Origin of the sequence: Pantoea sp. Fr+CA_20, assembly GCF_024520835.1 — a bacterium.
Classification (GTDB): Bacteria; Pseudomonadota; Gammaproteobacteria; order Enterobacterales; family Enterobacteriaceae; genus Pantoea; species Pantoea allii.
On the sequence record NZ_JALNPN010000002.1, the window covers coordinates 212,853 to 237,271 of the forward strand.

Genomic DNA, 24,419 nt, shown 5'->3' on the forward strand with positions numbered 1-24,419 from the left:
TTAGATTAAATTTTAGATGTGGTTGGGCGGCGCGAAATTTCAGCGCCGCTACGGGGAGGTTATTTAAAGGTACTACAGCCATTCAAGGTCACGGTTCATGAACTCTTTGTTGCCATCTGTTATTTTTATTCATCTGAGGGATAGGTAGCTCCATACTCGCATTATCTTCAGCTGTGTTTCAGGATTTTTTCAACTTCTGCCTGCATACGCTCCAGTCAGATGAAGGCCTTTACTCTCTGAGAAATAACTCATCAGTACCGTGTCCGGATCACGTAGGGCATTAAATGCTTTATCTTTAAGGGCAATCCAGTCTGGTTGACCTGCTCCCCGTTGATTAATACACCGCGATATTAGTAATGTCTTCATAAGCCACATGAGGACATCCCCATGAAGAAGCGTTTTTCCGACGAACAGATCATCAGTATCCTCCGTGAGGCTGAAGCCGGAGTTCTGCCCGTGAGCTCTGCCGTAAGCACGCCGTTTCCGACGCCACCTTTTACACCTGGCGTAAGAAGTATGGCGGTATGGAGGTGCCCGAGGTTAAGCGCCTGAAGTCGCTTGGGGAAGAGAACGCCAGGCTCAAGAAGCTGCTTGCCGAAGCTATGCTGGATAAGGAGGCGCTTCAGGTGGCTCTGGGGCGAAAGTACTGACGACAGGCCAGAAGTGGGAAGCCGTGGTGTTGATGTGTGATGCGACCGGTCTGTCGCAACGTCGTGCCTGCCGGCTTACAGGTTTGTCCCTGTCGACCTGCCGTTATGATGCTCAGCGTCCGGCTGCTGATGCACATTTATCAGGGCGTATTATTGAGCTGGCGTTTGAACGCAGACGTTTTGGTTATCGTCGCATCTGGCAGTTGCTGCGTAGGGAGGGCCTTCAAAATAATCACAAGCGGGTATACCGTATTTACCACCTTAATGGACTAAGCGTAAAACGCAGACGACGCCGCAAAGGGCTGGCGACCGAACGGTTTCCGCTTCTGCGCCCGGATGCACCGAACCTTACATGATCGATGGGTTTCGTTATGGACGCACGGGCCAACGGTCGCAGGATCAAGTGCCTGACCTGTGTGGATGATTTCACGAAGGTGTGTCTGACGATCACCGCTGCTTTCGGTATTTCAGGCGTTCAGGTCACGCGTATTCTGGACAGCATCGCGTTGTTTCGGGGCTATCTTAGACAATAAGAACCGATCAGGGCCCGGAATTTACCTGCCGCGCACTCGATCAATAGGCCTTTGAGCATGGTGTGGAACTACGGCTTATCCAGCTAGGTAAGCCAACGCAGAACGGATTTATTGAGAGTTTTAACGGACGCTTTCGCGATGAATGTCTGAATAAGCATGGGTTCAGCGATATTCTTCATGCCCGGAAAACGATTAATGACTGGCGGCAGGATTATAACGAGTGCCGTCCCCATTCATTGCTGGATTACCAGACACCAGCTGAATTCGCAACGGACTGGCGAAACAGGAAATATGAACAAAAACCAACCGACATTACTAACTGAAGGTTGTATCTAAACCCGGGGGCAGGTCAGGATGACACTGGATATCATCGGAAACTTCAGGGATACCCGCAGCATATGACAACGGTTATATACCAGCATATGCGATGACAGGGATTAAACCACTCAAGAAATCCAACAAGCGACCAGACCCCATCACACGTGAGGAATTTCCACGACTGATAGCTGGCTGCAATAACCAGCAGAGTGCCAATATGTGGTCACTGGCGATCATGACAGGATTACGACACGGCGAGTTGTGCGCACTGGCCTGGGAGGATATTGACCTGAAGGCGGGAACACTTACCGTCTCCAGGAGCCTTACACCTCAGGGAATATTTACTCCACCAAAGACCGAGGCGGGAAACCGGACTATCTGCCTGATAGATGCGGCGAGAGAAATACTCAGCAACCAACGGCAGCTGACAAGGATTTACCCTCAGGCATCATTCATCGTATGGTGAGCGCACTGAAGATCAGAAGACCTTTGTCTTCAATCCTTCAGTTAATTCAGTAAATGGGAAATCCGGACCTTACTACTCAACTGAGTCGCTTGGTCAGATATGGACGGCAGCACTGAAAAGAGCCGGACTAAGGCACCGTAAGGCGTATCAGTCCCGGCATACATTTGCCTGCTGGTCACTTTCTGCCGGTGCAAATCCAAACTACGTCGCGTCGCAAATGGGTCACTCAGATGCGCAGATGTTTTACCGGGTTTATGGCGCATGGATGGCCGAGAATAACTCAGATCAGCTATCCCTAATCAACATGAAAATGAACGATCTTGTGCTACATACGTGCTTCAGCAAAGCAGCATCAACATAATTCCTTTCAGAATCAGCAAGTAACCACGTTAAACCTGCATATTCATAATGTCGGTATAAGCCGACACCAGCTTGTTCCTGACCTGAATGCCCATCTGCATAGAAATTGATGATTTTTGCAGATCGACCATCACATCATTGAGCGCGATACCTGGCTTACCCATTTCAAAATCCTGGGCCTGGGTACGTGCTGTCGTCTGGGTTTCACTGATTTTGTCGAGTGCGGCCTTCATGGTCGCGCCAAAGTCGATATGGCTGGTGACGTCGTTGCTTTTGTTGTTGGCCTGAAGCGACGTCATCTGTAGCTGCTGTAAAACACCGTCGATTGCCTGAATTGACATAGCTGTTACCTCATTGAAAAGAGATGAAGATTTTTGATGAGGAGAGAAGTTAACACATTGTCAATAAGACAAAGCCCCTAAATGACACTAAAAACCGTGGCTTATTCACCCATCGAATTTTGCGTTTCATCAAATAATGCCAGGCATTGAAGTGGAAATTTTATTTAAGCAGGTCAGGGAGTCTGTTTTGCCAACACAACTAACCCGGTCAATTACGTCAGGCAGGAATCGGTCATGAATGCGAGTGCAGCCGCCACACAAGATCAAGATAAGAAAGGCTTCGGTGACCTTCTCGCTCGCCTGCGTGCTAATCCACGTATACCTTTAATCGTTGCCGCCGCCGCTGCCATTGCAGTGGTGTTTGCGTTAGTCCTCTGGGCCAAGACACCTAACTACAGCGTGTTATTCAGCAATCTCTCTAATGAGGATGGCGGTGCCATTGTCACGCAGTTGACGCAGATGAATGTACCTTATCGCTTTGCCGATAACGGTGGCGCATTGATGGTCCCTGATGACAAGGTGCATGAACTGCGTCTGCGTCTGGCACAGCAAGGTCTGCCGCAGGGTGGCAACGTTGGCTTTGAACTGCTGGATAAAGAGAAGTTCGGTATCAGCCAGTTCAGCGAGCAGGTGAACTATCAGCGCGCACTGGAAGGTGAGCTGGCGCGTACCATCGAATCACTGGGCCCGGTTAAAAGCGCTCGCGTGCACCTCGCGATGCCTAAACCTACCCTGTTCGTGCGTGAGCAAAAAGCCCCTTCTGCTTCGGTAACCTTAATGTTGCAGCCGGGTCGCGCCCTGGATGAAGGCCAGATTCAGGCCATTACCCACATGGTTTCCAGCAGCGTGGCCGGTTTACCACCGGGCAACGTCACCGTGGTGGATCAAAGTGGTCACCTGTTAACGCGTTCTGATGCAGTTGGCCGTGACCTGAATGATGCACAACTTAAATATGCTGCCGAAGTTGAAACCCGTTATCAGCAACGTATCGAAGCGATCCTGAATCCGATTCTGGGCCAGGGCAACGTGCATGCACAGGTCACCGCGCAGATTAACTTTGATACCCGCGAACAGACTGACGAGAAATATCAGCCAAATGGCGATCCGAAAAACGCGTCTATCCGCTCACAGCAGACCAGTACCAGCGATCAGTCTGGCAGCCCATATCCTGGCGGCGTGCCTGGCGCGCTGTCGAATCAGCCAGCGCCAGCCAACACCGCGCCGGTGAATGCACCTAATACCAACGCGGCTAACGGTCAGAATGCGAATGGCCAGAATGCAAATGGTCAGAATACGAACGCGAATGGTCAACGGACCAGCACTGCGGCCGCCAGCAGCGTGCCCACCAACTCTCGCCGCGATGACACAGTGAACTATGAGCTGGACCGCACCATTCGCCATACCAAGATGAATGTGGGCGATGTGCAGCGCCTGTCCGTCGCCGTGGTAGTGAACTATCGCGAAGACGATAAAGGCAAAGCGCTGGCACTGAATGATCAGCAGCTGAAGCAGATTGAAGACCTGACACGTGAAGCCATGGGTTATTCACAACAACGTGGCGACAGCGTCAATGTTGTGAACTCGCAGTTCAACACCACCGAACCAACGGTCAGTGAACTGCCCTTCTGGCAACAGCAGACGTTCTTTGACCAGTTGATGAACGCAGGTAAATGGCTGTTGGTTGCGCTGATTGCCTTCATCCTGTATCGCAAAATGGTGCGTCCACACGTACTGCGTAAGAAAGAAGCTGAGAAAGTGGCAGCAGAAGCGCTGGCCGCACGTGCCACACAGCAGAACGATCAGGAAGCGTACAGTGTCCAGCTCAGCAAAGATGAAATGGACCAGGAACGGAAAACTAATAACCGCATGAGCGCTGAAGTCATGAGCCAGCGTATCCGCGACATGTCTGAAAACGATCCGCGCGTTGTAGCGCTGGTTATTCGCGAATGGATGAGTAACGAACTATGAGTCTGACCGGTACTGAAAAAAGCGCCATTCTGATGATGACCATTGGCGAAGAACGCGCTGCGGAAGTGTTTAAGCATCTGAACCAACGTGAGGTTCAGCACCTGAGTGCGGCCATGGCCAGCATGCGTCAGGTGTCGCACAAGCAACTAACAGAAGTGCTGCGTGAGTTCGAATCTGATGCCGAGCAGTTCGCGGCGCTGAGCCTGAACTCTAACGATTACCTGCGTTCAGTTCTGACCCGAGCGCTGGGTGAAGAGCGTGCATCCAGCCTGCTGGAAGATATCCTTGAAACCCGCGATACCACCAGTGGGATGGAAACGCTTAACTTCATGGAACCGCAGGCGGCTGCCGATCTTATCCGCGACGAACATCCGCAGATTATCGCCACCATTCTGGTGCACCTCAAACGTGGCCAGGCGGCAGATATCCTGGCGCTGTTTGATGAGCGCCTGCGTCACGATGTCATGCTGCGTATTGCGACCTTCGGTGGCGTACAGCCAGCCGCGCTGGCAGAACTGACCGAAGTCCTGAACAGCCTGCTCGATGGTACCAACCTCAAGCGTGCGAAGATGGGCGGCGTAAGAACAGCGGCCGAAATTATCAACCTGATGAAAACCCAGCAGGAAGAAGCGGTCATCGAAGCGGTACGCGACTTCGACGGCGAGCTGGCACAGAAAATTATCGACGAGATGTTCCTGTTCGAAAACCTGGTGGAAGTGGACGATCGCAGCATCCAGCGCCTGTTGCAGGAAGTGGAGTCCGAGCAGTTGTTGATCGCACTGAAAGGTGCCGAGCAGCCACTGCGCGAGAAGTTCCTCAAAAACATGTCAGCACGTGCGGCAGATATCCTGCGCGACGATCTCGCCAACCGTGGTCCGGTGCGTATGTCTGCGGTCGAGAACGAACAGAAAGCAATCCTGTTGGTGGTTCGCCGCCTGGCAGAGTCCGGCGAGATGGTAATCGGTGGTGGCGAGGAAACCTATGTCTGATGCATTTTCCGCCCGTCCATGGCAGCTGTGGCAGCCGGTAGAGCTGGGTCGTACTGAAGAACCTGCCATGGTGACGGCTGAGCCAACAGACGTTGAGGTCTTCGAATCTGAAGAAGATGAGCAACAACAACAGTTTGAACATATGCAGCAGCAGCTGCGTAAAGAAGCCCATGGACAAGGCTATAGCGAAGGCCACCTGCAGGGATTTGCTGAAGGGCAGAAGACCGGTTACGACGCAGGCTTTCAGCAAGGTCTGGCCGATGCACAGCAGCAGCAGGCGCCGTTGCAGGCCCGTATGCAGCAGTTGGTGACTGAGTTTCAGAACACGCTGGAATCACTGGACAGCGTGATTGCAGCCCGCCTGATGCAACTGGCGCTTGAAGCCGCCCGTTCGGTGATCGGTCAGGCGACGACGGTGGATGGTAGTGCCCTGCTTCGTCAGATTCAGGGCCTGCTTCAGCAGGAACCCATGTTCAGCGGTAAACCTCAGCTGCGCGTGCATCCGGATGATTTACTGAGAATTGAGCAGACGTTAGGGCCCACGCTTGATCTGCACGGCTGGCGTTTACTGGCGGATAATACGTTGCATCCCGGCGGCTGTAAGCTCAGCGCCGAAGATGGCGATCTTGACGCCAGCGTAGCCACTCGCTGGCAGGAACTGTGCCGCCTTGCTGCACCGGGAGAGTTTTAATGACCACACGTCTGAACCGCTGGCTTGGCTCGCTTGATGCTTTTGAGAGTCGTATTGCGCAGGTCCAACCCATTCGTCGTTATGGACGTCTGACCCGTGCCACCGGCCTGGTGCTGGAGGCAACCGGCCTGCAGTTGCCCCTCGGTTCGACCTGTGTGATTGAACGTAACGACGGTAAAACCATTAGCGAAATTGAAAGTGAAGTGGTCGGCTTTAACGGTCAGAAGCTGCTGATGATGCCGCTGGAAGAAGTGGACGGCATTCTGCCTGGCGCTCGCGTTTATGCCCGCGCCACGGGTGAACACCCACAGGCAGGCAAACAGCTTCTGCTTGGCCCACAACTGCTGGGCCGCGTACTTGACGGCAGCGGACGTCCTCTTGATGGCCTGCCGTCACCGGAAACGGGCTACCGCGCGGCATTAAATACGCCGCCGTTTAACCCCCTACAGCGTACGCCCATCACTGACGTCCTGGATACCGGCGTGCGTGCTATCAATGCCCTGCTTACCGTCGGCCGTGGTCAACGTATGGGGCTGTTTGCGGGTTCAGGCGTCGGTAAGAGCGTGCTGCTTGGCATGATGGCGCGCTATACCCAGGCCGACGTGATTGTCGTGGGATTAATCGGTGAACGTGGTCGTGAAGTTAAAGACTTTATCGAAAATATTTTAGGTGCCGAAGGCCGCGCCCGTTCCGTGGTGATTGCCGCGCCGGCCGATGTGTCGCCGCTGTTACGTCTTCAGGGTGCCGCCTATGCCACACGAATTGCAGAAGACTTTCGCGATCGCGGTAAACATGTCCTGTTGATCATGGACTCCCTGACGCGCTATGCGATGGCGCAGCGTGAGATTGCCCTGGCGATCGGTGAGCCACCGGCCACCAAAGGCTATCCACCGTCCGTGTTTGCCAAACTCCCGGCACTGGTTGAGCGCGCCGGTAACGGCATTGATGGCGGCGGTTCCATTACCGCCTTTTACACCGTACTGACCGAAGGCGATGACCAGCAGGACCCGATTGCCGACTCTGCTCGCGCGATACTCGACGGGCACATCGTGTTGTCACGCCGTCTCGCTGAAGCCGGGCACTATCCGGCCATTGATATTGAAGCGTCAATCAGCCGTGCCATGACATCACTGATTGATGAGAACCACTATGCACGCGTACGCCAGTTCAAGCAGTTGCTCTCGAGTTTCCAGCGCAACCGTGACCTGGTCAGCGTCGGCGCCTATGCCGCAGGCAGCGATCCCATGCTGGATAAAGCCATTCAGCTTTACCCGCAGATGGAAGCCTTCCTGCAACAAGGCATTTTTGAACGCAGCGAGTACGACGATGCCTGCCTGCACCTGCACGCCTTGTTCGGCTAAGCCGCGCGTTTAATACGAGGACATCCTAATGAAAACAGCTAATGCGATTGACACACTGCGTGACCTGGCGGAACAGGACCTGGAACGCGCTGCCGTTTTGTTAGGCGATATGCGCCGTGGTCAGCAGGCGGCTAACGAGCAGCTCACCATGCTGCTTGATTATCAGGATGAATACCGAAACAAGCTGAACAACGACATGTCCAGCGGTATTGCCAGCAATCGCTGGACCAACTATCACCAGTTTATCCAGACGCTGGAAAAAGCGATTGACCAACATCGCAGTCAGTTACAGCACTGGAATCAACGACTGGAGCAGGCGCTGGTTAACTGGCGTGAAAAACAGCAGCGCCTGAATGCCTACCAAACGCTGATTACCCGAGCAGAGGAAAATGCATTACGACAAGAAAACCGTCTCGATCAGAAACGGATGGATGAATTTGCCCAACGGGCTTCACAGAGGAAAGGCGAATGATTACGTTGCCAAACACCGCGTTGACGACCAAAGCCATCGGCACCGCTGAAACATCAGGTACTACAGATTTGCTCGCCAGCGGTGGAGAGGCTCTGCCACAGGACTTTATTACCGCCCTGGGAAACCAGTTGCTTTCCCTCGCTAAACTGCACGGTAAAACCCCGCTGGCTACCGATAAAAATGTTACCGCTGACACTGAGGGTAAAACGGCCACGTCATTGAATGCCCTGCTCTCTTCGCTTGAAACACCCGCGGCGCTCAGTGCCTTGTTTAAACCGGAAAATATTAAAGCCGGTACAAAATCAGCCGATGATAAGGATGAGTTAACTGGCGCTGTCCTTAATAACAGCGACATGCAGAATATTCAGGCGCTGTTTGCCATGTTACCGGCAACGGGTCTGCAGCAGGCGGTCAAAGAGAGCGTGGCAAGCCGTGACGCCGACAGCCTTCGGGAAGCTCCACGCTCAGCATTGTCAGCACTGACCCAGGCTGTTAATACGGCACTGACCGGTGATGACAAAGAAACGAAGAACACTAAGGTGCAGGACGGAAACCTGGCGAGCAAAGTCAGCCAGACCAATCTGCCCGCTAGCGGCATAGCCTCCGCGGCAAGTAATAACCCCGCGGCTGCGCCTGCGACACTGACCACTGACGGCAGCTTTCAGCAAATACTCAGCAGCGTTACGAAGCAGGATGACCGCCCGTTAACGGCAACGGCCAGTGATAATCAGGCCATTATTAGTGCGCCCCTGAGCAGCGCCAGCAGTTTGCTGCAGTCACCTGGCGCAGCAGCGCCAATGAACTCACCGTCGACCCCGATGCTCAATGCGCATCTGGGCAGTAATGAATGGCAGCAGGCGCTGAGTCAGCAAATTGTGATGTTTAGTCGCAACGGTCAGCAGAACGCAGAGCTGCGTTTGCATCCTGAAGATTTGGGTGCGATTCAGATCAGCCTGAAACTGAATAACGATCAGGCACAGTTAAGTATGGTTTCCAGTCATAGCCATGTCAGAGCCGCGCTGGAAGCCGCGCTTCCCCAGTTGCGTAGTGCGCTGGCTGAAAGCGGTATTAACCTGGGTGAGAGTCAGGTAAGCAGTGAGAGTTTTTCGCAGGGACAAGGCTTCCAGCAGCAGCAGGAGGCGCGTCGCGACGGACAGCACGGCAGCTTCTCCCTTACTCAGGACAGTGATAACGACATCACGCCCATTGCCGTACCGCAGTCTCTTCAGGCCCGGTTAACCGGCAAGGGCGCAGTCGACACATTTGCCTGACAGCGACAAACGCTGAAGGTAAGCGTAAAACCCGTGTCTTTTCTTGCCATTGTTTGACTTAAGACACGCGATAATCTGTTCAGGCGAGCCGAGAGGCTTGCCCATAATTCACAGGAAGTTACTGCAAAAATGTCTGATAACGCGAAAGCCAAAGGCCGCAAACGAAAACTCTTAATACCAGTGTTACTGATCGTAACGCTGGCCGCTTGCAGCGTGGCAGGCTATGCAGTCTGGCGAATAATGAATAAACACGAGGGTGATAAGCCGGAGGTCGCGAAAGTTGAACCGCCTCCCGCCCCGGTCTTTTTTGCACTTGATACATTTACGGTTAACCTGGTCAATCCCGACAACGATCCAGACCGCGTTCTGTACGTAGGCTTTACGCTGCGTCTGCCGGATGAAGAAACACGTCGTCGGATGAGTGACTACCTGCCTGAGGTTCGCAGTCGTCTGTTACTGCTGCTGTCTCGTCAGAGCGCAGCTGCGCTGGCGACGGAGCAAGGAAAGCAAGCGCTTGTTGAGCAAATCAAACAGGCGCTGGCACCACCACTGGTAAAAGGTCAACCTCCGCAGGCTGTAGACGACGTACTGTTTACCGCCTTCATTTTGAGGTGAATCAATGGGCGACAGCATTCTCTCCCAGGCTGAAATTGACGCGCTACTTAACGGCGACAGCGGCAGTGCGGAAGAAGAAAAGAAACAAAATGGACCTGAGGGCGATATTCGTCCTTATGATCCGAATACCCAGCGTCGCGTGGTGCGCGAGCGTCTGCAGGCGCTGGAAATTATTAACGAGCGTTTTGCCCGTAGTTTCCGTATGGCGCTGTTTAACCTGCTACGCCGTAGCCCGGATATCAGCGTAGGCGCGATTAAGATTCAGCCTTACCACGAGTTTGCCCGCAATCTGCCGGTGCCAACCAACCTGAATCTGATCCACCTTAAACCGTTACGCGGTACGGCACTGGTGGTGTTTTCGCCGAGCCTGGTCTTTATTGCAGTTGATAACCTTTTTGGCGGTGATGGCCGTTTTCCTACAAAAGTAGAAGGACGTGAGTTTACCCATACTGAGCAACGTGTCATCCGCCGCATGCTGAAGCTGGCGCTGGACGGCTACAGCGATGCGTGGAAAGCCATTTACCCACTGGATGTCGAGTACGTGCGTTCGGAAATGCAGGTGAAATTCACCAACATCACCACATCGCCTAACGATATCGTCGTAAATACGCCTTTCCAGGTCGAAATCGGCAACCTTGTCGGTGAGTTCAACATCTGTATTCCGTTTTCGATGATTGAACCTCTGCGTGAGTTGCTGGTGAATCCGCCACTGGAAAACTCGCGCTCAGAAGACACACACTGGCGCGACAATCTGGTGAAGCAGGTTCAGCACTCCGAACTGGAATTGATTGCCCATTTTGCTGAAACATCATTGCGTCTGTCGCGCGTTTTACAGCTAAAGCCTGGTGATGTTCTGCCGATTGAAAAGCCAGAGCGCATTATTGCCCATGTGGACGGTGTGCCTGTTTTAACCAGCCAGTATGGCACGCTCAACGGCCAGTACGCCCTGCGTGTTGAACATTTGATTAACCCGATTTTGAATTCGCTTAACGAGGAACAGCCCCATGACTGACAGCAAGAAACCGTCCGATGACACCATCTCTGCGGACGATCTGTGGGCTGAAGCAATGAATGAGCAGGTTGGCTCTGGTGCCAGCGCTTCACAGAGTGACGACGTATTCAAAACGTTTGAAAGCAGTAATGCATCAGGTTCGTTGCAGGACATTGACCTGATCATGGATATCCCGGTGAAGCTCACCGTCGAGCTTGGCCGCACAAAAATGACGATTAAAGAACTCCTGCGTCTGACTCAGGGTTCCGTTGTCTCACTGGATGGTCTTGCAGGTGAACCTCTGGACATCCTGATTAATGGCTATTTGATTGCTCAGGGCGAAGTCGTCGTCGTGAACGATAAATATGGCGTGCGCATCACGGATATTATTACGCCGTCAGAGCGTATGCGTCGCCTGAGCCGTTAAGATGAATAACCAGAATCACACGCTACAACCTGCTACGCCTCCGGCGCAGCCGATTTCGGCAGGTTCAGTGCTGACTCAAGTCAGTGGCGTATTAGTCGTCATTATATTGTTGATTCTGGCCTGTGCCTGGCTGGCTCGCCGCATGGGGTTTGCGCCTAAAAAAGTGGGCAGCCGTGAGCTTAATCTTACGGCCAGTGTGCAGGTTGGTCAGCGCGAGCGCGTCGTGATTGTGGATACACCTGATGCGCGCCTGGTGCTTGGCGTCACTGCTCAGCAGATTACTCACCTGCATACGTTGCCACCGGCCTCACCCGACATGAACACACCGGAAAAGCCAGCACCGCAGGATTTCCGTCAGCTGTTACAAAATCTGGTTAAACGTCCCGGAAAAAATCCATGATGCGTCGACTGCTTCCTCTTCTGCCGCTGCTGTTGCTGGCACCGGTCGCCCATGCCCAACTGCCGGGCCTGGTTAGTCAGCCATTGGCCAATGGTGGCCAGAGTTGGTCACTGCCGGTGCAAACGCTGGTTTTTATTACCTCGTTAACGTTTCTTCCGGCCATTCTGTTAATGATGACAAGCTTTACCCGCATCATTATCGTTTTCGGCCTGCTGCGTAGTGCCCTGGGGACGCCTTCCGCACCACCTAACCAGGTATTACTTGGCCTGACGCTCTTTTTAACTTTTTTTATTATGGCCCCGACGTTCGATAAAATTTATCAGGATGCCTACCTGCCTTTTAGTCAGGATAAAATCAATATGGATGTGGCGATTGAAAAAGGGTCGCAGCCGCTGCGTGAGTTTATGCTGCGTCAAACCCGTGAGGCCGACTTAGCATTATTTGCCCGCCTCGCTAATACGGCTCCCATCGCGGGACCCGAAGCCGTGCCGATGCGTATTTTGCTGCCTGCGTATGTCACCAGCGAATTAAAAACGGCTTTCCAAATTGGTTTTACGGTATTTATTCCTTTCTTAATTATCGACCTGGTCGTTGCCAGTGTATTAATGGCGTTAGGTATGATGATGGTTCCCCCGGCAACCATTGCTCTGCCTTTTAAATTAATGTTGTTTGTTCTGGTGGACGGCTGGCAATTGCTGGTGGGATCGCTGGCACAAAGTTTCTATTCCTGATCTCATCCGTTGCACGGGAGAAATACATGACACCTGAATCGGTAATGGCTATGGGACAGGAAGCGATGCGCGTTGCGCTGCTGCTGGCTGCCCCCATGCTTCTGGCCGCGCTGGTTAGCGGTTTACTGGTGAGCCTGCTGCAAGCGGCTACCCAGATCAACGAACAAACGCTGTCTTTTATTCCAAAAATTATTGCAGTGGCAACCACTGGCATCATTGCCGGCCCGTGGATGTTAAACGTGTTGCTGGATTACATCCGCACCGTCTTTTCTAACCTGCCTTATATCATCGGCTGATGATTACTCTCGATAGTAGCCAACTTGTTCACTGGGTCAGTCAGTTTTTCTGGCCGCTGGTGCGCATTTTGGCCCTACTGTCGACCGCCCCTGTGCTCAGTGAACGATCGGTGAGCAAACGGGTAAGAATTGGTCTTGCGGCCATGATTACCTGGATACTGATCCCCAATTTGCCCCCGGTAAACGTTACCCTGTTTTCACCGGCTGGCTTCATGTTGCTGATTCAGCAGATGCTCATTGGTATTGCCATTGGTTTTACCATGCAGTTTGCCTTTGCTGCCGTTCGTACCGCCGGTGAGTTGATTGGCTTGCAGATGGGCCTGTCGTTTGCCACCTTCTTCGATCCCGCCAGCCGACTGAACATGCCCGTCCTTGCTCGCTTCCTCGACATGCTGGCGATGCTTTTATTTTTGACGTTCAATGGTCACCTGTGGCTTATTTCGCTGCTGTCGGACAGTTTTCATACGTTGCCCATTGGCGGCGAACCGCTGCACGCTAATGCTTTTATGGCACTGGCAAAATCGGCCAGCATGATTTTCCTTAACGGCATGATGTTAGCGCTACCCTTGATCGTTTTACTCCTCACGCTAAACATGGTCCTGGGTTTGTTAAACCGCCTTTCACCACAGTTATCAATCTTCGCGATTGGCTTCCCGATTACCTTATCAGTGGGCATCCTGACCATCAGCCTGCTAATGCCTCTCCTTGCGCCCTTCTGTGAGCACCTGTTCGGCGAAATATTTGATCTGCTGGCCCTGTTCCTGACAGAACTGTCCCCCGCCTGAACATTAAGTATCTAACTATTTATCACTTTTGATACTTAAGAAACCCATAACTATCAGAGCATTTTTCAAACCACATTTTTCAGAAATCAACTAAGGATAATCTGATAAGCGTGCGGAAAGTCTTAAAATTATTCTTATTAAACCGCGCTTCGCGTATTTTAGTCAGGCGGTTAACAGAGTCATCGACAGGGTTGTTTTGGTGATAAATTCGGCAATACATTGAATTTATTCAAGAAAAATTTTTATGTGATTTTTCTTGTCAGAAAATGTTTTTTCCGGCATTGTCAAATCGCTTATCGACATCACACTTTCGTGAAATAAATGTTTTTAAGACTTGTCCTATCAGAAAACTCTGGGTTTTCGGCGATAGTGACAGCGCTCCCAAAAAACGGTATTTCGCTCAGTGCGGCTTTATATCAACAAATCAGGTTGATACAGGCTCATGTGTGAGGTCAGAGCAATACAAAATTTTTGCAGAACGGGTCAGGGAAGAAGAATTTTATGGGCCATTGCCTGTTGCCTCGCTGCATCAGCACAATAAAAAAAAGCGCTTTGAAATCTTCTCGTACCGCAACGCGTAATTCATCGTTGATTTAAACGGATAACAAATTGGTGAGGGTCGCTAACATGCCAACGATTATTATGGATTCCTGCAACTACACACGCCTGGGATTATCAGATTATATGTCGTCGAAAGGAGTGAAGAAGAAAAATATCACTTCTGTCTCCGACATTGAGCAATTACAGCAAAGATGTGAGCAGTTAAAACCTGGTGTTGTTTTTATTAATGAAGATTGCTTCATTCATGAAACTGACTCCAGCGAACGTATTCGCAGTGTTATTAATCAGCATCCTGAGACACTGTTTTTTATATTTATGGCCATCAGTAATATTCATTTTGAAGAATATTTGTATGTCCGTAAAAATTTAATTATCACCTCAAAAGCCATCAAGCCTTCGACGCTGGATTCACTTTTGAGCACCTATTTGCAAAAGAAACTCAATATGTCACCGCGTATTTCTTCGGGTCTCGATGTTCACCCGCTTACGCTAAGTCAGACGGAGTCCAATATGCTGAAAATGTGGATGTCAGGTCATGACACCATCCAGATATCAGATAAAATGCAAATTAAAGCGAAAACCGTTTCGTCCCATAAAGGCAATATCAAGCGGAAAATTAAAACGCATAACAAACAGGTGATTTATCACGTGGTGCGTTTAACCGATAACGTGACGTCCGGCATCTATGTCAACGTAAGGTAGTACCTCCCGTCTTCAGGAACTGGCCCACAAGGCCGGTTTTTTTTTGGATTAGCGATCCAGATCTCATTTTCAAGCGTAAACCTTTCCGTTCTTTTGCCGATGTTTTGTTCAACAGAACAACCTCCTAAGAGAGCAAGGAAATGAACACGACGCTGGTTAATGAAGGACATCACAAACTCAGTATTTGGCAAAATATCCGCCTGGTTCCTCTGTTTAGTTTGATATTTGGCGGTATCTTGTTTCTGTTCGCGCTCTGTATCGCGATATCAAGCTATTTCCTTATCCTTAGTAATCAATCACTAAAAGACGCAACCGACGAAATTCAGGTACGTAATGGGCTGGTCGACAGTTCCTCTCATATGCGTTCTGCGCGGTTAAATATTATCCAGGCCGGTGCCGCAGCACGTATTGGCGAAATGGATGAGTTCAACGCCAACCTGGCGGCAACCGCCGATCGTATCAAACAGGCTTCAGAAGGTCTTAAAATCTATCTGAATCGTAAAAGTAAAACCCCTGAAGGCATCAAGGTGGACGAGCAGTTACAGGCTCTGTTCAAAGAGTATGTGACTAAGGGCCTGATGCCGATGATCGACGCCGGAAAACAGGGCAGTTTTGAAAGTATCATTGCTCAGGAAACCGATACGACGCGCAAACTGGATAACGCTTATAAAGCCGTGTTGATGCAAGCGATTAAACTTCGTGATGCGCGCTCCACGCAGATCAACGATCAGGCCGCCGAGCAGTCTCGTATTGGCTTTATCGCTATGGGTTCCGCATTTATTGCTGCCCTTGTACTGGTGTTGCTCACCTTCGTGTTTTTACGTCGGGTGGTCATTAATCCACTGCGCAGTTCAGTGGCGCATATAGAACGTATCGCGCAAGGGGATTTAACGGCACCTTCCGTCCCGCATGGTCGTAACGAGATTGGTTTGTTGCTGGACAACCTGCAACACATGCAGCAGTCGTTAATCAAAACGGTAGGCACGGTTCGTGAAGGTGCGATTGCGATTTATCAGGGCTCAAGTGAAATTACGGCTGGCAACACCGACCTTTCCTCTCGTACAGAGCAACAGGCTGCCGCACTCGAACAAACCGCAGCCAGCATGGAACAGCTAACGGCCACGGTAAAACAGAATGCTGATAATGCGCACCATGCAAGCCAGCTGGCCGCTGATGCATCAGGCAAGGCACGTAGTGGTGGTGATATGGTGAACGGCGTGGTGAAAACCATGAACGACATCTCCGGCAGTTCGAAGAAAATTGCCGAGATCACCAACGTGATCAACAGCATTGCCTTCCAGACCAATATTCTGGCGCTTAACGCCGCGGTTGAGGCTGCGCGTGCAGGTGAACAGGGACGCGGGTTTGCGGTCGTCGCCAGTGAAGTACGCAACCTTGCCCAGCGCAGTGCGCAGGCTGCAAAAGAAATCGAATCGTTAATCGCAGAATCCGTGAAATTGGTCAGCAGTGGTTCACAGCAGGTGGGTGAAGCCGGCAGCACCATGGGCGAGATCGTAGAAGCGGTCCGTCGGGTGACCGATATTATGTCGGAAATTGCCGCGGCCTCCGATGAACAAAGCCGGGGTATTCAGCAGGTCAGCCAGGCCGTGACTGAGATGGATAACGTCACACAGCAAAACGCCTCGCTGGTTGAAGAAGCCTCTGCAGCAGCGTCCTCACTGGAAGATCAAGCGGGTAAGTTAACGAAAGCGGTCGCCGCGTTCCGTTTACAGGATACGCCGGTAGCGAAGTCAACTTATCAACCTGATACAGCCCCAAAAGCTTCCGCGCCAACGTTACGTCCAGCCGCTGTCACTCACGGCAACGAGAACTGGGAAACGTTTTAAAAAACGCTTAGGCTTAAGCCGCGCCGCCAGACATTATCTGACCGGCAGGCAGGCAGGTAAGAAAAAAATCGCCCTCTGCGTATCACTATGCAGAGGGCAATTTTTTTTACCGGTTACGCGCAGGCGTCAGGCGGAAGGATAGGGTTCGACGAAAACGCCATCCTGATGGCTGCTCTCGTTAAAAAACCAGATACCCTGCGGGTAATCTTCCAACGCGACCAGAAACATTGTGCCTTCACTAAAAGGCTCTACGGCAAGGATTGTGCCGGTTCGCCGTGGCCCACCATCCGTTTTAACACTGACGCGATCGTCTACCTTCATTTACGACTCTCCTGATATTTTCCTGCTGAACAGTTTAATCGAAGAGCGCCCGTAATGCAGGCGTTAGCGACGTGCGATAACCCAGACAGCGTGAATGATACCCGGGATGTATCCGCACAGCGTCAGTAAGATATTGAGCCAGAACGCGCCTGCAAAACCCACCTGCATAAAAACACCGAGTGGGGGAAGTAAGATCGCGATAAGAATTCGAAGTAAGTCCATAACCATTCCTTTAGGTATTGATAAAAAACCGTTTTGTTATCAAATATAGCCCCTTTTTGCCAGGTTACAGCAAAAGTCAGGTAAATCTGAGTAATGCGTTTTTTCATTTTCCTGACATTTCCCTGCGAGACGTTTAACAGGCAGAACAGATAAGCTTCATTTCGTTGCTTTCCTCCCCAGGAAATACAACACCCAAAGTAACAAGGATTATTTGCCCGCGCAGCGCGGGCTTTTTTTTAACTTCCCTGCCCCCGCATTTTCCGCTAAGTTGTATATTTATTGCTCACACTGACCGCTGGAGGCATGCCATGACGCTTCCCCACTTACCCGATCAGAACGACAGAGACAGAGAAATGGACGCGCTGCTTAAGGCGATACAGCCTGAAAGCACTGGCGATCTTCAGGATTACTTTTCTCAACAAAAGCATTCATCCTCGCTCGCGGATGATCATCGTGCCGGGCTGTGCCGTGAACCCGCCGAGCAATGTGAGATGGATATTCAGGATTGCCGTTATGGCGAGATAAGCCGATAGACGACAAGCCGCGCGCCTGTCGCCATAGCGCACACAAAAAAATACCCGGCGCGAGCCAGGTAAGTAGTCAATTCGTTACATCAGGGAAGTCATAGTGCTCTTCGAGACTACGCTTCCCATAAGCCATAACAAGCCTTTTCCATGCGTGTTTTACTCACCTCATTGCCGCCCGCGCGGTCAAACCCACTCCTCTGTCTTGTTAATTCAGCAATAATCGATGCACGATATGACGGAACCGGCTTTTCCCCTCTTCCGGTTTTAGGAATCCTCCTGGTTATAAAGCTTCCACTGCGCAAATCAAAGCCTGCTGTAGACTCAACTACACTAAAACGTAATGACTACGCTGTAGTGTCAAACCAGAGTGAAGGAAATCAGGATGCCCAATTTGAATGAATCGCTGATGATAGTGACCGACCTCGATGGATCGCTGCTTGACCACCACGATTACAACTGGGATGCCGCCGCAGAGTGGCTCGACAGGCTGAGGCAGCACGCTGTCCCCTTAATTATTTGCTCCAGTAAAACGGCGGCTGAAATCCTGCCCCTGCAACGCAAACTCGGCGTTGTGGGCGCGCCTTTTATTGCTGAGAACGGTGCGGTGCTCTACCTCGACGACAGCAAAAGCGTTCGTATCCCGGACGATAAAATGAACTATAAGTCGATTTGTCGGGTTCTGGCCACGTTACGGCAGCAGTTCCGCTTTACCGGCTTTCATGACTTTAGCGATGTCGATGTGTCATCCATGACCGGCCTGAGTGAGGCGGATGCCGCCCTCGCCCGCCAACGTGACGCATCCGAGGTGATCGTCTGGCGGGATACCGATGAGGCGTTCAATCGTTTTCGCGCAGCACTTGCTGACTATCATCTTTCCCTGACCCAGGGCGGTCGTTTCTGGCATGTGATGCCCGCCAGAAGCGGCAAAGGAGAAGCCTTACGCTGGTTGCTGTCGCACCAGACAGACCAGCCGTATATCACTGTCGGCCTGGGCGATGGGCCAAATGATGCCCCGATGCTGGATGCGGTCGATTATGCCGTGGTGATAAAGGGCTACAGCAAGACGCCCGTCACTCTGCAGCGCGCGGATGATGACCGGGTTTTCCATACGACACATCATGGCCCGGAAGGCTGGCGTGAAGGTATGGACCATTTTTTGACTCAGCCATGAAAAGCTGTTGTTCCTCTGGCAACCCCATAAGGATGATGCAATGAGTGATTTTTTTCAGAATGGCGTAATTACTAACTTTCACAATCTTACGCACCGCAGCGTTGAGTCACTGGAAAAGGAAATGGTGCGCTTTGCCCGTAAGCGCAAAATGGGATTGATCCTGCCATCGCTGTTTTCCGAACTGGAAGGCCCGGCATTGACGAAAATCGTGGATGAGCTGGCTAAGGTGCCCTATCTCGATGAAATTGTCATCGGGCTGGACAGGGCTGACCGCGATCAGTTTCTTCATGCCCGCGAGTTTTTTTCCCGACTGCCACAGCGTCACCGCATCCTGTGGAATGATGGCCCGAGGCTCAAAGCCATTGACGCGGAACTCGACAAAGAGGGCTTATCGCCCACCAATCCGGGCAAGGGCCGTAACGTATGGTTTTGTACCGGCTATACGCTGGCGTCGGACCGCACCAGCTGTGTCGCACTGCACGACTGCGATATCGTCACCTACGAACGCGGCATGCTGGCGCGCCTGCTCTACCCGCTGGCGAACCCGGCTTTCCAGTATGAGTTCTGTAAAGGGTTTTACGCACGGGTTGCCGATGGCAAGCTGAACGGCCGCGTAGGTCGCCTGTTGGTGGGCCCGCTGCTGCGCTCATTGCAAAAAGTCTACGGTCACTCCGAATACCTTGATTATCTGTCCAGCTTTCGCTACCCGCTCTCCGGCGAATTTGCGATGCGGACACACGTGCTTAATGGCATCAAAATTCCGGGTGACTGGGGACTGGAAATCGGCGTGCTCTCGGAAATTTACCGTAACTACACCACACGCCAGTCGTGCCAGGTGGAGATTGCGGATAACTATGACCACAAACATCAGCCGCTGGCGGAAGATGATGGCACCGGCGGCCTGAAGCGCATGAGCAACGATATTGTTCAGTCACTGCTGCGCAAGCTGGCGACCATGGGCGTGCCATTAACCAGTGACTCCTTCCGGGTGCTTAAAGCGACCTATTACCGTAATGCGCTGGATATGATGGAAATCTATAATCACGAAGCGGCCATGAACGGTTTGAAATTCGATCAGCACGTTGAGGAAGCCGCCGTCGAAATGTTTACGCAGTCGATTCTTGACGCCGGACAGTCATTTATTGAGCGCCCAAATGATAAACCCTTTATCCCCAGTTGGAGTCGGGTCCAGTCGGCTTTTCCGGATATTCTGCAGCGTATTTATAAAGCGGTAGAAGAGGATAACGACGGCAACGTCTGATGCTGCGCGCGCCTTGTGATAACGGCGTGTAAGGTAAGTAGCATAAAATCGGCCAGGCCAGTGAGCAATCACAGGCCTGGACGGCAGAAATCAGGACGTAAACTGGGGCTGCGATTCGCTGGAATGACTAAGCTCATCACTACGAAAAGCTTCATTCCTGACCGCATAACCATCATACCATCGACATTCCACCATGCCGCTGGCATGTCCGGTCACCACCATCGTTTGCCCGCCTTCCTTATGCTGTACTTCATCACTGATTGCAAAAACCATGTTGCGCCCTCTTTGAGAATTGGCTGTCATTGAAACCATTTCTTTATAGCACGGTAAAAGAGTTGCTGCTGTTAAGACGCGCATAAAATTGGCTAATTCAGAATAACGTAGAAGGATATAGCGGAAATAAATAAAGCGGATAAGGCATTATCCGCTTCGGGGGTTGAGTAGATTAGATTTTGCAGCCTTCGCAATCGGCGTCGTCAATCAGGTCTTCTGGCACTTCTGCCGCCTTTTTTTCTGCCTTCGCTTCGGCCTGCTCTAACTGAGCATCAATATCAAATTCAAACATGTCGTCGCTCATAGTTTTCTCCCCAGAACGCGTTAAAGAATGCGCTTTTATACCGATGACTCACGCAGTTTGGCAATAAGGTTAACCACTAACAGCACGATTGACCCAATGATAAAACCAATCACTAAGTTTGCGCCGTTACTGAGCAGGCTTGAAACCAGCGCACTGAACGGTGCAATCGCATTTTCAATCAGATGATGTAATGGGGTCAGGCCATGGACAATAATGCCGCCACCGACCAGGAACATCGCCAGCGTGCCGACCACGGTCAGAATCTTCATCAACCAGGGGGCAGCGGCCAGTAATACCGCACCCAGCGCCTGCGCCACGCGTGAGGATTTTTCACGCAGCCAGAACCCCAAATCATCAATTTTAACAATGCCGGCCACAATGCCGTAGACGCCAATCGTGACCAGAATCGCGATACCTGCCAGGATCACGACCTGATTCAGTAACGGGGCTTCGGAGACGATGCCTAAGGTGATGGCGACGATTTCGGCTGACAGAATAAAATCGGTTCGCACAGCGCCTTTGATCTTTTTCTTTTCGAAATCGCGCGGATCTTGTTTGGACAACTTATCCAGACGTGCCTGACGCGCCTCTGGCGAGTTTTCTTGTTTATCATGCTGCAGGCTGTGCAGCACTTTCTCCACGCCTTCATAACAGAGGTACGCCCCGCCAATCATCAACAGTGGCGTAATCAGCCAGGGCGCAAACGCGGAGATAATTAGCGCCAATGGCACCAATATCAGTTTGTTCAGGAAGGAGCCTTTGGCAACGCCCCACACGACCGGCAGTTCGCGATTGGCTTTCACACCGCTCACCTGCTGTGCATTCAGTGACAGATCGTCACCGAGCACCCCTGCCGTTTTCTTTGCAGCGACTTTTCCCATTACCGAGATATCATCCAGCAGCGTGGCGATATCATCAAGTAGCGTTAATAAACTGGTTCCTGCCAAAATATTTCCCTTATTCGGTCATCAGCAACGGTTTCTGCCTGCATCAGCCGCAACACATCATCCTCGACGATGTGCAAGGCGATGCGGTGTTCACCGTGGTGCCTGTTCCGGTTCGTTATGTTGACAACACGGGCATCGTTCAATTTCTGTCACGGTCATATCAGCGATGCCCTCACAATCCCATTCGACACGCACTGCTTGTCCGGACGGACCCGCCATATGCAGATATTTACTGACCGGGCTTTCCGTCATCCCGGTAATCTCTTCCGTGGCCACCAGCGTTTCCCCAGCATAGATTCTGGCGGTGGCTTTGGTGTTCACCATGCGCTCATCACGAATCTGATAAAGGCGTTTAACCGTCAGTTTTATGCTGCTCATTTTGGGCTCCCGGTCACGGAAAAGCGTCTATCTAACCTTTTACGCGACGGATTAGCAAGGCTGACTCATTCACTCTCGCGGTAATGATGAATGCCCTGGTGATCAATCTCGGCGCTGTCACTCATCGCCAGCAGCCACTCTTCCAGGCGTTCAAGCAGCGCCTCATCGTCCAGTTTGACTTTACCGCGTAGTGCACATTCCCAGATGATCAGTACCTTCCAGCCATTTTCCCGTAACTGCCGGACGTAACGCTGGTCGCGCTCCACATTGCTGTTAATTTTGCCCGTCCAGAATTCGGTGCGCGTGGCGGGCACTTTAAACAAATAACAGTGATGGCGATGCCAGAAGCAGCCATGAACAAAGATAATGGCCTGATGCGACGTCACGACAAAATCGGGCCGGCCCGGTAGATTTTTGTCCTGTACCCGGTAGGTGAATCCACGATCTTTGAGCAACAAGGCTATCCGCTGCTCGATGGCTGTGTCCTGCTGACGAATGGCGCGCATATTTTTACTGCGCGTTTCGCTGGAGTGAACGTCGACCATAGCACCTCCTTAATAGCGACTTATTCAACTTTAGTCGCCGTCCTGAAAAGTGAAAGCCAGCACCATGAAAGTGGGGCAAATATTTAGCTTGATGTCCACGCGTTCCGTGACGACGCGGGCAACAATTGTCTCTTTTTTGAAGCCCGCGCACACGGAAACACCGTCTAACCCCGTGCCTGCGGATTTCCTCATTGGGCAAGGAGTGTTAGCATAGGCGCTTCACTGTTAAGGATATTTGCATGCACGCCGTCGCACCCGCTGAACCTCTTCTCCCCGCTGCTCTGCATTCCGATGAACTGAACATGTTACACCAGGTGCTGTCGATCTATTCGGTCCGGGATGTGGTCGAACGTTTGCATCAGGCAGGCTTTTCGCACTGGACGCCGCCGCTGCTGAACAGTATTCGTCAGGGCAAGCGCGCGTTGCCCTCTCTGGCCTCTGCGGAACGATCACTGTTACAGGCGTTATTGCCTTCACGGCCGGCGCATTATGATTCACCCGATTTCCGCTTTATCGATCTGTTTGCCGGCATCGGCGGCATTCGACGTGGGTTTGAACGTATCGGCGGTAAATGCGTATTTACCAGTGAATGGAATAAAGAGGCGATTCGTACTTATCGGGCCAATCACTACAGCGATCCGCAGGAACACCATTTTAATACGGATATACGCCAGGTGACGCAGCCCGCCGGGCTCACGGACGAACAGGCGATTTATCAGTCAATTGATGCGGCAATTCCCGATCATCAGGTTCTGTTGGCCGGCTTTCCTTGTCAGCCTTTTTCCCTGGCCGGGGTCAGCAAGAAAAATGCACTGGGCCGGGCGCATGGGTTTGAATGTCAGGCTCAGGGCACGCTGTTTTTTGATGTTGCACGCATTCTGGCGGCGAAGAAGCCGCCGTTCTTCGTCCTGGAGAACGTGAAGAATCTCAAGAGCCATGATAAAGGCCGGACCTTTGCGATCATTATGGAAACGCTGAATGAGCTGGGATACGACGTGGCGGATGCAGATGCCACGTCCCCCGATCCTAAAGTGATTGATGCACGCTATTTTCTGCCACAGCACCGTGAACGTATCGTTCTGGTCGGCATCCGGCGGGATATTGCCGGTTCAGAACAGTTTACGCTGCGCGATATCCGTAAATTTTTTCCTGCACAGGTCCCCAGCTTACAAAGTTTGCTGGAGCCTCAGCCTGACGAAAAATACATTTTGTCGCCTGTATTATGGCGTTATCTCTATGACTACGCCAAAAAGCACAAGGCACTGGGGAACGGCTTCGGCTTTGGCCTCAACGATCCGCAAAATCAACAGTGCTGTGTGCGAACCCTGTCAGCCCGCTACTATAAAGATGGCTCGGAAATTTTAATCGATCGCGGTTGGGATCGGGAAAAAGGCGAAGCCGACTTTCTTGATGCCCGTAATATGGCACGACGTCCGCGTCGTTTAACGCCACGGGAATGCGCGCGATTAATGGGGTTTGATACCGCAGACAGTCAACCGTTCCGTATACCGGTGTCCGACACCCAGGCCTACAAACAATTTGGTAACTCCGTAGTGGTGCCGGTATTTGCCGCCGTCGCACAGCTACTTTCACCGTATATCCGCGATTTAAAAGCCTGACTCACACTGAAAGTTGCGCTTAGGCGCAACGATTCCTCTCTTTTCCTGCTACCCGGTGGGATTGTCACAACATCGT

The 24,419-nt window shown here is 51.8% G+C and carries 28 protein-coding genes and 2 pseudogenes; 22 read left to right on the forward strand and 8 right to left on the reverse strand.

Annotated elements, in window-relative coordinates:
* Window positions 1-387 precede the first annotated feature (387 nt).
* The 3 genes and pseudogenes from NR177_RS03425 to NR177_RS23950 all read left to right on the forward strand — a co-directional run.
* Window positions 388-1,506, forward strand: a pseudogene (locus NR177_RS03425) (IS3 family transposase).
* A gap of 212 nt (window positions 1,507-1,718) precedes the next feature.
* Entirely contained in the window at window positions 1,719-1,967 is a 249-nt protein-coding gene (locus NR177_RS23945; RefSeq protein WP_372340329.1) for a tyrosine-type recombinase/integrase, read from the forward strand.
* A gap of 58 nt (window positions 1,968-2,025) precedes the next feature.
* Window positions 2,026-2,328, forward strand: a pseudogene (locus NR177_RS23950) (tyrosine-type recombinase/integrase); the annotation flags it as partial.
* 28 nt (window positions 2,329-2,356) lie between these two features.
* Here the strand turns inward: NR177_RS23950 and fliE are convergent.
* Window positions 2,357-2,668, reverse strand: a complete 312-nt coding sequence (fliE, locus tag NR177_RS03430) for a flagellar hook-basal body complex protein FliE (RefSeq protein ID WP_063879975.1) — start codon at window positions 2,666-2,668, stop codon at window positions 2,357-2,359.
* Between the two features lie 234 nt (window positions 2,669-2,902).
* Here fliE and fliF point away from each other — a divergent pair, with 234 nt between their 5' ends.
* From fliF to NR177_RS03505, 15 genes are all read left to right on the forward strand, one after another.
* The gene (fliF, locus tag NR177_RS03435; RefSeq protein WP_096010448.1) at window positions 2,903-4,636 is read left to right on the forward strand and encodes a flagellar basal-body MS-ring/collar protein FliF; all 1,734 of its coding nucleotides are present in this window, start codon (window positions 2,903-2,905) and stop codon (window positions 4,634-4,636) included.
* Window positions 4,633-5,625 (forward strand): flagellar motor switch protein FliG, encoded by a 993-nt coding sequence (gene fliG, locus NR177_RS03440; protein ID WP_063879977.1) that lies wholly within the window; start codon window positions 4,633-4,635, stop codon window positions 5,623-5,625. The genes fliF and fliG overlap by 4 nt, the downstream gene beginning before the upstream one ends.
* Window positions 5,618-6,316, forward strand: a complete 699-nt coding sequence (gene fliH / locus NR177_RS03445) for a flagellar assembly protein FliH (protein WP_063879978.1) — start codon at window positions 5,618-5,620, stop codon at window positions 6,314-6,316. The genes fliG and fliH overlap by 8 nt, the downstream gene beginning before the upstream one ends.
* Window positions 6,316-7,677, forward strand: coding sequence for a flagellar protein export ATPase FliI (gene fliI, locus NR177_RS03450; protein ID WP_063879979.1), 1,362 nt, complete (start codon window positions 6,316-6,318; stop codon window positions 7,675-7,677). Before fliH ends, fliI begins: the two co-directional genes overlap by 1 nt.
* Before the next feature lie 28 nt (window positions 7,678-7,705).
* Window positions 7,706-8,149, forward strand: coding sequence for a flagellar export protein FliJ (gene fliJ, locus NR177_RS03455; protein ID WP_256852301.1), 444 nt, complete (start codon window positions 7,706-7,708; stop codon window positions 8,147-8,149).
* Window positions 8,146-9,420 carry a flagellar hook-length control protein FliK gene (locus NR177_RS03460; RefSeq protein ID WP_256852302.1) on the forward strand — a complete coding sequence of 425 codons (1,275 nt, stop codon included), beginning with the start codon at window positions 8,146-8,148 and terminating at the stop codon, window positions 9,418-9,420. Before fliJ ends, NR177_RS03460 begins: the two co-directional genes overlap by 4 nt.
* 129 nt (window positions 9,421-9,549) lie before the next feature.
* A complete protein-coding gene (fliL, locus tag NR177_RS03465) occupies window positions 9,550-10,035 on the forward strand; it encodes a flagellar basal body-associated protein FliL (RefSeq protein ID WP_063879982.1) in 486 nt (161 codons plus the stop codon).
* A 4-nt stretch (window positions 10,036-10,039) separates the two neighbouring features.
* Window positions 10,040-11,047, forward strand: coding sequence for a flagellar motor switch protein FliM (gene fliM / locus NR177_RS03470; RefSeq protein ID WP_063879983.1), 1,008 nt, complete (start codon window positions 10,040-10,042; stop codon window positions 11,045-11,047).
* The gene (fliN, locus tag NR177_RS03475) at window positions 11,040-11,453 is read left to right on the forward strand and encodes a flagellar motor switch protein FliN (RefSeq protein ID WP_063879984.1); all 414 of its coding nucleotides are present in this window, start codon (window positions 11,040-11,042) and stop codon (window positions 11,451-11,453) included. The genes fliM and fliN overlap by 8 nt, the downstream gene beginning before the upstream one ends.
* 1 nt (window position 11,454) lies before the next feature.
* On the forward strand, window positions 11,455-11,853 hold the full coding sequence (fliO, locus tag NR177_RS03480; protein WP_063879985.1) for a flagellar biosynthetic protein FliO: 399 nt from the start codon (window positions 11,455-11,457) through the stop codon (window positions 11,851-11,853).
* On the forward strand, window positions 11,853-12,584 hold the full coding sequence (fliP, locus tag NR177_RS03485; RefSeq protein WP_063881197.1) for a flagellar type III secretion system pore protein FliP: 732 nt from the start codon (window positions 11,853-11,855) through the stop codon (window positions 12,582-12,584). The genes fliO and fliP overlap by 1 nt, the downstream gene beginning before the upstream one ends.
* Window positions 12,585-12,610: 26 nt before the next feature.
* The gene (gene fliQ / locus NR177_RS03490) at window positions 12,611-12,880 is read left to right on the forward strand and encodes a flagellar biosynthesis protein FliQ (protein WP_063879986.1); all 270 of its coding nucleotides are present in this window, start codon (window positions 12,611-12,613) and stop codon (window positions 12,878-12,880) included.
* Window positions 12,880-13,665, forward strand: coding sequence for a flagellar biosynthetic protein FliR (gene fliR, locus NR177_RS03495; protein WP_063879987.1), 786 nt, complete (start codon window positions 12,880-12,882; stop codon window positions 13,663-13,665). Before fliQ ends, fliR begins: the two co-directional genes overlap by 1 nt.
* A gap of 627 nt (window positions 13,666-14,292) precedes the next feature.
* Window positions 14,293-14,928 carry a transcriptional regulator RcsA gene (rcsA, locus tag NR177_RS03500; protein ID WP_014593952.1) on the forward strand — a complete coding sequence of 212 codons (636 nt, stop codon included), beginning with the start codon at window positions 14,293-14,295 and terminating at the stop codon, window positions 14,926-14,928.
* Between the two features lie 140 nt (window positions 14,929-15,068).
* Window positions 15,069-16,775 carry a methyl-accepting chemotaxis protein gene (locus tag NR177_RS03505; RefSeq protein WP_109718337.1) on the forward strand — a complete coding sequence of 569 codons (1,707 nt, stop codon included), beginning with the start codon at window positions 15,069-15,071 and terminating at the stop codon, window positions 16,773-16,775.
* 126 nt (window positions 16,776-16,901) lie between these two features.
* On the opposite strand, the gene dsrB is transcribed toward NR177_RS03505, so the two are convergent.
* Entirely contained in the window at window positions 16,902-17,096 is a 195-nt protein-coding gene (dsrB, locus tag NR177_RS03510) for a protein DsrB (RefSeq protein WP_096010443.1), read from the reverse strand.
* A 63-nt stretch (window positions 17,097-17,159) separates the two neighbouring features.
* Window positions 17,160-17,318 (reverse strand): YqaE/Pmp3 family membrane protein, encoded by a 159-nt coding sequence (locus NR177_RS03515; RefSeq protein WP_074181025.1) that lies wholly within the window; start codon window positions 17,316-17,318, stop codon window positions 17,160-17,162.
* Between the two features lie 308 nt (window positions 17,319-17,626).
* Here NR177_RS03515 and NR177_RS03520 point away from each other — a divergent pair, with 308 nt between their 5' ends.
* The 3 genes from NR177_RS03520 to NR177_RS03530 all read left to right on the forward strand — a co-directional run bounded on the left by NR177_RS03520 (window position 17,627) and on the right by NR177_RS03530 (window position 20,277).
* Window positions 17,627-17,851 carry a DUF2525 domain-containing protein gene (locus NR177_RS03520; protein ID WP_063879990.1) on the forward strand — a complete coding sequence of 75 codons (225 nt, stop codon included), beginning with the start codon at window positions 17,627-17,629 and terminating at the stop codon, window positions 17,849-17,851.
* A gap of 376 nt (window positions 17,852-18,227) precedes the next feature.
* The gene (locus NR177_RS03525) at window positions 18,228-19,016 is read left to right on the forward strand and encodes a mannosyl-3-phosphoglycerate phosphatase-related protein (RefSeq protein WP_256852303.1); all 789 of its coding nucleotides are present in this window, start codon (window positions 18,228-18,230) and stop codon (window positions 19,014-19,016) included.
* Between the two features lie 40 nt (window positions 19,017-19,056).
* Window positions 19,057-20,277: a hypothetical protein gene (locus tag NR177_RS03530; protein ID WP_063879992.1), complete on the forward strand. Its 1,221-nt coding sequence runs from the start codon at window positions 19,057-19,059 to the stop codon at window positions 20,275-20,277.
* Window positions 20,278-20,367: 90 nt separating this feature from the next.
* On the opposite strand, the gene NR177_RS03535 is transcribed toward NR177_RS03530, so the two are convergent.
* The 5 genes from NR177_RS03535 to NR177_RS03555 form a co-directional block, all read right to left on the reverse strand.
* Window positions 20,368-20,550, reverse strand: a complete 183-nt coding sequence (locus NR177_RS03535) for a YodC family protein (RefSeq protein ID WP_063879993.1) — start codon at window positions 20,548-20,550, stop codon at window positions 20,368-20,370.
* A gap of 172 nt (window positions 20,551-20,722) precedes the next feature.
* On the reverse strand, window positions 20,723-20,854 hold the full coding sequence (locus NR177_RS03540; RefSeq protein WP_255474456.1) for a hypothetical protein: 132 nt from the start codon (window positions 20,852-20,854) through the stop codon (window positions 20,723-20,725).
* A gap of 35 nt (window positions 20,855-20,889) precedes the next feature.
* The gene (locus tag NR177_RS03545) at window positions 20,890-21,801 is read right to left on the reverse strand and encodes a DUF808 domain-containing protein (protein ID WP_063879994.1); all 912 of its coding nucleotides are present in this window, start codon (window positions 21,799-21,801) and stop codon (window positions 20,890-20,892) included.
* Between the two features lie 90 nt (window positions 21,802-21,891).
* The gene (locus NR177_RS03550; RefSeq protein WP_063879995.1) at window positions 21,892-22,179 is read right to left on the reverse strand and encodes a hypothetical protein; all 288 of its coding nucleotides are present in this window, start codon (window positions 22,177-22,179) and stop codon (window positions 21,892-21,894) included.
* A gap of 65 nt (window positions 22,180-22,244) precedes the next feature.
* A complete protein-coding gene (locus NR177_RS03555; RefSeq protein ID WP_096010441.1) occupies window positions 22,245-22,724 on the reverse strand; it encodes a very short patch repair endonuclease in 480 nt (159 codons plus the stop codon).
* 239 nt (window positions 22,725-22,963) lie between these two features.
* Here NR177_RS03555 and dcm point away from each other — a divergent pair, with 239 nt between their 5' ends.
* Window positions 22,964-24,343, forward strand: a complete 1,380-nt coding sequence (gene dcm / locus NR177_RS03560; RefSeq protein WP_096010440.1) for a DNA (cytosine-5-)-methyltransferase — start codon at window positions 22,964-22,966, stop codon at window positions 24,341-24,343.
* The last annotated feature ends 76 nt before the right edge of the window (window positions 24,344-24,419 follow it).

Coding starts and splice junctions, on each gene's coding strand:
- fliQ (WP_063879986.1), top strand. CDS start 12,611: ATGACACCTGAATCGGTAATGGCTATGGGACAGGAAGCGATGCGCGTT.
- NR177_RS03525 (WP_256852303.1), top strand. CDS start 18,228: ATGCCCAATTTGAATGAATCGCTGATGATAGTGACCGACCTCGATGGA.
- fliI (WP_063879979.1), top strand. CDS start 6,316: ATGACCACACGTCTGAACCGCTGGCTTGGCTCGCTTGATGCTTTTGAG.
- fliE (WP_063879975.1), bottom strand. CDS start 2,668: ATGTCAATTCAGGCAATCGACGGTGTTTTACAGCAGCTACAGATGACG.
- rcsA (WP_014593952.1), top strand. CDS start 14,293: ATGCCAACGATTATTATGGATTCCTGCAACTACACACGCCTGGGATTA.
- fliF (WP_096010448.1), top strand. CDS start 2,903: ATGAATGCGAGTGCAGCCGCCACACAAGATCAAGATAAGAAAGGCTTC.
- fliG (WP_063879977.1), top strand. CDS start 4,633: ATGAGTCTGACCGGTACTGAAAAAAGCGCCATTCTGATGATGACCATT.
- dcm (WP_096010440.1), top strand. CDS start 22,964: ATGCACGCCGTCGCACCCGCTGAACCTCTTCTCCCCGCTGCTCTGCAT.
- NR177_RS03505 (WP_109718337.1), top strand. CDS start 15,069: ATGAACACGACGCTGGTTAATGAAGGACATCACAAACTCAGTATTTGG.
- NR177_RS03530 (WP_063879992.1), top strand. CDS start 19,057: ATGAGTGATTTTTTTCAGAATGGCGTAATTACTAACTTTCACAATCTT.
- fliP (WP_063881197.1), top strand. CDS start 11,853: ATGCGTCGACTGCTTCCTCTTCTGCCGCTGCTGTTGCTGGCACCGGTC.
- fliH (WP_063879978.1), top strand. CDS start 5,618: ATGTCTGATGCATTTTCCGCCCGTCCATGGCAGCTGTGGCAGCCGGTA.
- dsrB (WP_096010443.1), bottom strand. CDS start 17,096: ATGAAGGTAGACGATCGCGTCAGTGTTAAAACGGATGGTGGGCCACGG.
- fliM (WP_063879983.1), top strand. CDS start 10,040: ATGGGCGACAGCATTCTCTCCCAGGCTGAAATTGACGCGCTACTTAAC.
- NR177_RS03520 (WP_063879990.1), top strand. CDS start 17,627: ATGACGCTTCCCCACTTACCCGATCAGAACGACAGAGACAGAGAAATG.
- fliN (WP_063879984.1), top strand. CDS start 11,040: ATGACTGACAGCAAGAAACCGTCCGATGACACCATCTCTGCGGACGAT.
- fliL (WP_063879982.1), top strand. CDS start 9,550: ATGTCTGATAACGCGAAAGCCAAAGGCCGCAAACGAAAACTCTTAATA.
- NR177_RS03550 (WP_063879995.1), bottom strand. CDS start 22,179: ATGAGCAGCATAAAACTGACGGTTAAACGCCTTTATCAGATTCGTGAT.
- NR177_RS03515 (WP_074181025.1), bottom strand. CDS start 17,318: ATGGACTTACTTCGAATTCTTATCGCGATCTTACTTCCCCCACTCGGT.
- fliO (WP_063879985.1), top strand. CDS start 11,455: ATGAATAACCAGAATCACACGCTACAACCTGCTACGCCTCCGGCGCAG.
- NR177_RS03555 (WP_096010441.1), bottom strand. CDS start 22,724: ATGGTCGACGTTCACTCCAGCGAAACGCGCAGTAAAAATATGCGCGCC.
- fliJ (WP_256852301.1), top strand. CDS start 7,706: ATGAAAACAGCTAATGCGATTGACACACTGCGTGACCTGGCGGAACAG.
- NR177_RS23945 (WP_372340329.1), top strand. CDS start 1,719: ATGTGGTCACTGGCGATCATGACAGGATTACGACACGGCGAGTTGTGC.
- NR177_RS03540 (WP_255474456.1), bottom strand. CDS start 20,854: ATGAGCGACGACATGTTTGAATTTGATATTGATGCTCAGTTAGAGCAG.
- NR177_RS03460 (WP_256852302.1), top strand. CDS start 8,146: ATGATTACGTTGCCAAACACCGCGTTGACGACCAAAGCCATCGGCACC.
- NR177_RS03535 (WP_063879993.1), bottom strand. CDS start 20,550: ATGGTTTTTGCAATCAGTGATGAAGTACAGCATAAGGAAGGCGGGCAA.
- fliR (WP_063879987.1), top strand. CDS start 12,880: ATGATTACTCTCGATAGTAGCCAACTTGTTCACTGGGTCAGTCAGTTT.